General features: G+C 73.4%; 1 protein-coding gene. It reads left to right on the top strand.

Translation table 11 applies throughout. The features are described 5' to 3' along the window. Positions 1 to 42: 42 nt before the first annotated feature. On the top strand, positions 43 to 696 hold the full coding sequence (gene nth / locus HMPREF0731_RS22285) for an endonuclease III (protein ID WP_007006533.1): 654 nt from the start codon (positions 43 to 45) through the stop codon (positions 694 to 696). Positions 697 to 748 lie beyond the last annotated feature (52 nt).

A 748-nucleotide genomic window follows, 5' to 3' on the forward strand; every position in this document is an offset into this window, starting at 1 on the left:
CCGCTGCATGGCAGCGCCGCCGCGCCGCGCCGGGCCCGCCGCATGTCGGCGGCGCAGGCGGCGCTGTTCGTGCGCAGCCTGGCCCAGGCCAACCCGGCGCCGGAGACGGAGCTGCACTACACCTCCCCCTACACGCTGCTGGTGGCGGTGGCGCTGTCGGCCCAGGCCACCGATGTCTCGGTCAACAAGGCCACGGCCACGCTGTTCCCGCTGGCCGACACGCCGGAAAAAATGCTGGCCCTCGGCGAGGAGGGGGTGGGCGAGCACATCCGCCGCATCGGGCTGTGGAAGTCCAAGGCGAAGAACGTCATCGCCCTGTCCCGCCTGCTGATCGAGCGGCATGGCGGCCAGGTGCCGGCGGACCGCGCGGCGCTGGAGGCGCTGCCCGGCGTCGGCCGCAAGACCGCCAATGTCGTGCTGAACGTCGCCTTCGGCGAGGAGGCGATGGCGGTGGACACCCATATCTTCCGCCTGGGCAACCGCACCGGCCTGGCGCCCGGCAAGACGCCGCGCGCGGTGGAGGACGCGCTGATGCGGCGCGTGCCGCCCGAGCTGCTGCGCGACGCGCATCACTGGCTGATCCTGCACGGGCGCTATGTCTGCAAGGCGCGGGCGCCGGAATGCTGGCGCTGCGTGGCGCGCGAGCACTGCAACTACACCGACAAGGTTTTTTCCAGGCTGCCGCCGTCGCCTTGAGGGGTGGAGCGCGGGGGGGGGGGCCGTGGCAGGGCCGCCGGGCGGAACCGCC

Origin of the sequence: Pseudoroseomonas cervicalis ATCC 49957 (assembly GCF_000164635.1) — a bacterium.
Taxonomy (GTDB): domain Bacteria; phylum Pseudomonadota; class Alphaproteobacteria; order Acetobacterales; family Acetobacteraceae; genus Pseudoroseomonas; species Pseudoroseomonas cervicalis.

Coding starts and splice junctions, on each gene's coding strand:
- nth (WP_007006533.1), top strand. CDS start 43: ATGTCGGCGGCGCAGGCGGCGCTGTTCGTGCGCAGCCTGGCCCAGGCC.